General features: G+C 35.0%; 5 protein-coding genes. 3 read left to right on the top strand and 2 right to left on the bottom strand.

From position 1 onward, the window contains the following. Positions 1-594: 594 nt before the first annotated feature. Positions 595-1,161 carry a hypothetical protein gene (locus tag WD055_04450; GenBank protein MEX0849456.1) on the top strand — a complete coding sequence of 189 codons (567 nt, stop codon included), beginning with the start codon at positions 595-597 and terminating at the stop codon, positions 1,159-1,161. Between the two features lie 31 nt (positions 1,162-1,192). Here the strand turns inward: WD055_04450 and WD055_04445 are convergent, their stop codons facing one another. Next, positions 1,193-2,551: a glutamine synthetase family protein gene (locus WD055_04445; protein MEX0849455.1), complete on the bottom strand. Its 1,359-nt coding sequence runs from the start codon at positions 2,549-2,551 to the stop codon at positions 1,193-1,195. Between the two features lie 100 nt (positions 2,552-2,651). Between WD055_04445 and WD055_04440 the strand changes: the two genes are divergently transcribed. Together WD055_04440 and recJ are read left to right on the top strand one after the other, a co-directional pair. After that, positions 2,652-4,364 carry an amidohydrolase gene (locus tag WD055_04440; protein MEX0849454.1) on the top strand — a complete coding sequence of 571 codons (1,713 nt, stop codon included), beginning with the start codon at positions 2,652-2,654 and terminating at the stop codon, positions 4,362-4,364. 253 nt (positions 4,365-4,617) lie between these two features. Further along, positions 4,618-6,660, top strand: a complete 2,043-nt coding sequence (recJ, locus tag WD055_04435; protein ID MEX0849453.1) for a single-stranded-DNA-specific exonuclease RecJ — start codon at positions 4,618-4,620, stop codon at positions 6,658-6,660. 107 nt (positions 6,661-6,767) lie between these two features. Here the strand turns inward: recJ and WD055_04430 are convergent, their stop codons facing one another. Continuing rightward, positions 6,768-7,292 (bottom strand): hypothetical protein, encoded by a 525-nt coding sequence (locus WD055_04430; GenBank protein MEX0849452.1) that lies wholly within the window; start codon positions 7,290-7,292, stop codon positions 6,768-6,770. Positions 7,293-7,450: the final 158 nt, after the last annotated feature.

Here is a 7,450-nt window from a genome sequence, read left to right as displayed (position 1 = left end):
AACCTGTTTAAAATAATTATTTAAAGCATTACAAAAGATGTGGGTAATGCATAGGGCTTGAACGGGGATCCAGGCGATGAATACTTATAATTAAAGATGAATGTACGTTTTGTTTACTCTTTTTTTTTGAAAGTAAAAATGACCTGGATTCCCGTTCAAGCCGGGAATGACAAAAAGGAATACTTTTATTGTGCATATCCCTGATCGTAATATTGCTTTATTTCAGGTATTTTGTATTTTCGAACTCACGTTATACAGTTATCTTTTAGATCGATTTTACGAAAAAAAATTGGGCAAAAAAAAGCCCTTCAACTTTTAAAAAAGCTGAAGGGTTAGGGGGGTGAACAATACAAATTAAGTATTGTTCATTTAGGGACATTTTATTTCTATTTTATCTACAATTAATTGCAAAAGCATCCTATCATTGCACACATATCTTGTCAAGGTAGAAAAAAGGGCTTAATGATTTTAGGCTAATCAAAACATTTATTCAGTCGTATTTTTTCTATTTTTTGATATGATCATTTTTTATAGAGAGTTAACATATATGACACATTGTTGATTTAACTTTTAATTGAGGGATTTAAAATTTATATGTTAAATAATAAGATATTGGTTAGTTTATTAATGCTTCTTTTGTCTTCAGGCTGTGCAAAGAAAGTTGATTCTAAATCTTCAAAAATAGTTGATAAAAGCAGTGATGATAATCATGTTGCGGTATTGCGTCAATTTGAAGCTCAGATTGAAGGTATAGAGTGTGCATTATGTGCACAAGATGTAGTTGATGTATTTACTGCATTAGATGGCGTTCAATATGCAGATTTTATTATGAGCGGCACTGAGTATGAACAGGGATATATTCGTTTTGCCTATGATGTGAGCAAAAAAAATATTAATATACAGGCTATAGATGAGCGACTGCAAGATGAAGGCTTTGAACTGTTATTATTAGATGGTTCATTTTATATTGAACCTTTTTATAACCAGGGTAAGCAGTTCGTTGCTTTTGATGAAGAAACTGCAATGCCGTTTTGTTATGGTAATGATATTGAATCAATAAAAAAAATGGTCCGTCCGCATGATAGCAGAATGTTTCTTGCCGAAGGTAAAATAAAAAAAGATTCACAAGCAGACAGTTTCTTTTTTACGTTATTGAGTTAAAAGAAAGCCCCATTTAAGGGGCTTTCTTAGTTTATAAATAAGTTTTTCTTTCCCAGTCAGAAATATGCGTATTATATGCATAGAGTTCTTTGTTTTTTAAAGCAATAAATGATTGCATTAATGTCTCGCCAAAAAGTTTTTGAATAAAAGAGCTGTTTTGCAGGTTGTGTAATGCTTCATGTAGGCTTGCAGGTAATGATGCAATTTCATGTTGTGTTAACTGTTGTTTGGTTAAGGTGTATAGGTTTTCTTCTGCAGGTGCAGGTTCAATGCGTTGGTGGATTATGCCATCAAGTCCTGACTTGAGTAATGCTGCAAATGCAAGATAAGGATTGCACATTACATCAGGGCAACGTAGTTCAGCACGCACACTGCTAGGCTCATTACTTTCGGGCAGACGAATAAGGGCAGATCGATTTTTGGTTCCCCAACAGACATAAATTGGCGCTTCATAGCCGGGAACTAATCGTTTGTAAGAGTTTATAGTCGGATTAAAAATTGCAGTTGTTGATGGTATGTGATGCAATACGCCTGCCAAAAATTGTTTACCAACTTTTGAAAATTTATATGTATCTTGTTCATCATAAAATGCATTTTGTTGAGCGATCGGATCCCAAAGGCTAAAGTGAATATGCATTGCGCTCCCATTTTGATTGGCAAATGGTTTAGGCATAAAGGTGACATTGTGACCATATTCTTGAGAGATAGATTTGAGTGAGTATTTTGCTAGTGTTACTTGATCAGCAATTGCAATCGGATCGCCATATTTAATTGAAAACTCATGTTGTCCTGATGAAACTTCATGATGTAGTTTTTCAACATTAATACCCATTGCCTTGAGTATGTGTATTAATGATCCATTTTGCAATGTACGTTTTATATTTGTTTCAGCGTTAAAATAGTTATTATTATCAATAGGTTTATTATCTTGATCGAGTATAAAGAACTCTAATTCAGGGCCGATGTTGCATGCGTAACCGTGTTGCGCAATTTCTTGTGTAACATTTTTGAGTAAAATTCTTGGGCTATCTGTAAATGGTTCATGTTGGTTTAGATATAAATCACAAATCATGATTGCAGTTTTATTTATTCCTTGTAGCCATGGAACAATACGTATGGTATTTATATCAGGTTTTAAAAGCATGTCGCTTTTGCTGATATTTGAGCATCCTGCAACGGATGAACCGTCAAAAGTAATGCCATTTTCTAGTGCATCTTGGACATGATCAAGCGGGATTAAAACTTCCTTGAGATTGCCTAGCAGGTCAGAAAATAAAAAATTAACAAAATAAACTTCTTGATTTTTTAGTTCATCTACAATCAAATCCGCTGCATGTAATTGAGACATGCATGCTATAAAACAAAATATATAAGGAATTATTTTTTTCATCAGGTTCTCCTTTTTGATGATGCGTGATAAATAAGATTGCTATACGCAATGAAGATACGTTATTTATAAAGCAAGTCAATATTAAAAAAAGGAATGGATTATGTATGTTAGATGTGTGCTTTTGGTTGTGATGTTTTTTATAAAATTGCTAGATGCTCAATCGAATGAAAAGCCGGATATTACCGTTTTTATTGCACAAAATATTATCACGATGAATAATGATATGCCACAAGCAAAAGCGGTGGCTGTTAAAGATGGCAAGATACTTGGTGTCGGCACAATTGAAAGTCTCAGGCCATGGCTTGAGCGGCATTCATATGAAATTGATGATCGGTTTAAAGATGATGTTATTCTTCCCGGTTTTATTGAAGCTCATATGCATCCACAGGTTACCGGTTTGTTATGGCAAGCCGTTTACGTTGGGCATTTTGATAGACATGCTCCGGATGGCACTCCCATTAAAGGATTAAAAACAAAACAAGAAGCATTAGATAAAATAAAAGATGCAGTAGAGCGAAAGAAAAAAAATGGTGTGAAAGATGGATGGGTTTTTGCATGGGGATACCAACCGGAATTTTTTGATAACAGTCCATTAACTATTGATGATTTAGATCCAATTTCTGCACAATTTGATGTCATGGTAGAAAATGCGAGTATGCATTTATATTACGTTAATAGTAACGTGCTTAAAAAAATGGGCGTAACGCCTGAAATGAATATTACCGGTGTGGAGGTAAAAAATGGAAAATTAACCGGTGTGCTCAAAGAAATTAAAGCATTGAAGCGCTTATTGCCTTATTTGCCTCATTCAAATCTTAATGTATTAGAGCGGATTACACGTAATGCTGCACAATTAGCGCATCGTGTAGGGGTAACTACTATGGCTGATGCTGCTCTTGGTTATATTCCTGCAGCATATAAAGCGTATCAAAATGAAACAGCAAAATCTGATTTTCCTGTGCGGGTAGTGGTATTTCCTGAAATCGATGCGGTCAAAGAAAAAGGTGGCATTTCATATCTTGAGCAATTACACGCGCAAAATAATGAGATGCTTGCGTGTGGTCCGGTTAAATTTTTAATTGATGGTTCAGTTCAGGGATTTACTGCAAACTTACAGTGGCCATATTACTTGAATGGTAAAAATGGTATTGCAAATATGAGCTTGAATGAACTAAAACCGGATGTTCTTATGATACATAAAGCCGGTTATCAAGTCGCGATTCATACAAATGGTAATCAAGCAACAGAGGATGCCATACAAGCAATAAAATATGCATTAACTGCCGTGCCACGTTTGGATCATAGGCATCGTTTAGAGCATAATCAAATGGTAACCGAGAATCAGCTCATGCGAATGAAAACGTTTGGCATTGTAACAAATCTGTTTGTTAATCATGTGTACTACTGGGGTGACTTATATACCGATCATATTCTTGGTTATGAGCGCTCTCGTCGCATTGATCCTGCAAAATCTGCATTACGCCATGGAGTGAAATTCAGCTTTCATTCAGATGCTTCAGTAACACCGGTTGATCCGCTCAAGACAGTTTGGATTGCAGTTACGCGTAAAACAATGAGCGGCAAAGTGTTGGGGCCTGAGCAACGTATTTCAGTATATGACGCGCTTAAAGCAGTAACGTTAGATGCGGCATATTTATTATTTCAAGATGATAAAAAAGGGTCCATTGAAGTAGGTAAAATGGCTGATTTTGCCATTCTTGATAAAGATCCACTTGCGATAGATGTTGATGCTATTCCAAAAGTAAAAGTGAAAGCAACGGTTTTAGGCGGTAGGATATTTTTGGTTAAATGATATAGGGCAATTTATAAAAAACGTTATAAGTGACGCCAGCTGTTTTTATAAAGTTCATGATGAATTATTTAAAGTTATTATTTTATAAAATTACAGTCAAATATGTAGATTATTTGCACTTAGTATCTATTTGATAAAAAGATTGCATTTTTGTTTCCAGTATAAAGATGATGAAGGCAAGATAGCTGTACGTATGTTGAGATACAAAATGTAAATATAGAAAATATAAATCTGTTTTCTGTAGGAGAGATCAATGAAATGTTATAAAAAAATAATATTAATAAGTTTAATGCCTTTTTTCTTGTATGGGGGAAAAAAGAAGATAACGAAAAAAGCTGTTTGCGTTACTCCCGTTGTTCAATCGCCAATAGTACGCTCTGCACTATCATCATCGTCTGCAGTTCGTTCGATGAGTTTATCTCAACGATTGGGCATAGCTTCTTCACAAGGCAGTGTTGCGTCATTACAGGCAGATGTTGAAAAATTAAAGTACTTTACACAAAAACAAAAAGCGCCATCAGCTGCTCCGATGCAGGCGCAATCAACATCGAATCTTATTCAAGGTTTGCGTCATAAATGGGAATTACCTGTAACTGACGCAACTCGACTTGCCGCCATTATGCAAAAGTGGAATGTGTGCGCACCGGTTGCGCAAACATTACTTACACGTGGTTATAATACTCAAGAGCTTATTGAAAAATATGTGCGACTTCCATATGAGCAAGTAATTCCGCATCCTTCATTATTATTAAATGCCACAACGGCTATTGATCGTATTAAAGTTGCAATAAACAATAAAGAGCAGATATTGATTTGTGGAGATTACGATGTTGATGGTATGACTTCCAGTGCATTATTAGTAAGTTGTCTGAAGCCATTGGGTGCGCAGATAGATTGGCATATTCCACATCGAGTAAAAGATGGTTATGGTTTAAAAAGTGATACTATTGAAAAAGCTGCCCAAGCGGGATATAAAGTGGTCATTACGGTAGATAATGGCATCACTGCATTTGAACCGGCAAAGAAGGCAAAAGAGTTGGGCATTGATTTAATTATTACTGATCATCATCTTGCTCATGGAGGTGTTCCTGAGGCTTTTACTATTGTTAATCCAAATCAACCTGGTTGTCAGTATCCAAATAAAGCTCTTGCAGGCGTTGGCGTTGCCTTTAAATTGATGAGGTTGTTATATGAACAGATTGATCAACCGCTGCCACCAAAAGCATATGAAATGATGATGTTGGGTACCATTGCAGATGTTGTTGAGCTAAAAGATGAAAATCGGTTTTGGGTACGTCATGGCTTAAATCTAGTGAGTGAGCATGGACCAAGTCCTGCACTAGCGAAATTACGTGCAAATGCAGGGTTAGAAAAACCTCGCTTAGGTTCAATAGATATTGCATTTAATATTACGCCACAGCTGAATGCTTTAGGAAGATTAAGTGATGCTAATTTAGGGGTGAATTTTTTGTTAGATGAAGAGGTGGGAACAATAGGTGTGACTTTAAAGCAGTTCAATCAAAATCGAAAAAAAATTCAAAGTTTAATGTTTAAGGCGATTAAAGATAAAGTGAATAAGCGTGAAATAAGTTTGCGTAATGATCCGGTTATTGTCGTGTCAGATCCAGCTTTTCATCCGGGAGTAAATGGATTAGTAGCATCAAAAGTGGTTGAAAAATGGTATAAACCCACCATCTTGTTTCAAGAAATTACGTTACCTGACGGACAAGTCATTTGTAAAGGTTCTGGTAGATCGATTAATCGATTTAATATGTTTGAAGCGCTTAATCAATGCAAGGATCTGTTGCTTGGGTTTGGTGGACATGTATGTGCAGCCGGTTTAAGTTTAAAAAAGGAAAATCTTCCTGAATTCAAAACACGTTTGGCTGCAATTTTCGAACGCAGTGTTCAAAAAGAACATAAGATAAGTCGCCATGTTGTCGATGCGGTTGCTACATTAGCAGAATTAAATCCGACATTGATTGAGGATTATCGTCATCTTGAACCATTTGGAAACCATAATTTTCAACCTACTTTACTTTTTAAAGATGTCACTGTTGCCAAAAAACCGGAATGGTTAGGGTTTGGCGGTGGTCATGTTAAATGTGAATTGCAAGCAGATGGGCAAACACGGAATGTTAAGTTTTTCTTTCGACCTGAAATGTTTTATCGATTAAAAGAGTTGCATGAAAAAAAACAGTCATTTAAGTTAATTGGATATCCGGATGATAATCATTGGAAAGGGAAGCGAAGCATAGAGATTAATGGTGTTGATATAGAAAAAATAACTGCTTAAGGTTTTTAACATTAAGTATTAATCATTGTTTTGTTATTAAACAAATCTTTTGGATCTAAAGATAGCCTCTTTAGGTCCTTTTTATTAATAGATTGGTTTTGTTGATTCTATAGTTTTGGATAAAGTCTATGCATAAGGGCTTCTGTTTTAGCCTTTACCTTTTCAGAATATTCTTGAGGATCATTTTCGGGCTTAGTTATAACATACTCCCATGCAGAGCGCATAGGTGCTCCATCCATTGTGATGAAAAAATTTATCCATGGAGTGTTGTCTCGATTTGCTACCAAGATTTGAACATTGGGAGTTTTTTTGAGATGGAGAGCGCTTTTAATATAATCATTTATATCAAGAGCATAAAAAATATCTCCAGACCCAATCCAAATTTTTGAGAAAGGGGCAACTTTTTTATATTGTTTGTTGGTCAGTTTTATCTGTGCTTCTTTGTCTGCACTTAATTGACGGTTTGCATGTGTACTGTTTGTATATGTAGGTGCATATAAAATTGGGCTCTTAGTTTTATTAATAAGAGTGATGGAATTTTCTTTATCTTCAATCACTTTTTGTAGAATATCGCTCGCATCAATAAAGATCCAGCTAAAAAAAGCTAACGATAGTATAATTAGTCGTTTCATATTATTTGTTCCTCTTATAGAATATTTCCCCTTATTATATTATATAATAACACGATTTATTTCAAATTGTAAAGTTAATTTTAATCAGATTGATTGAAATTACTCTAATTTGTAAGTTTTATCTCTTTTTATCTTATTCTAGGCTTTGATTAAAGTAA

The sequence above is a fragment of the Candidatus Dependentiae bacterium genome, assembly GCA_040878395.1.
Classification (GTDB): Bacteria; Babelota; Babeliae; order Babelales; family Vermiphilaceae; genus JAKBEL01.
Note: the sequence above shows the minus strand (reverse complement) of the source record. Positions and strands in the feature narration are given on the sequence as shown.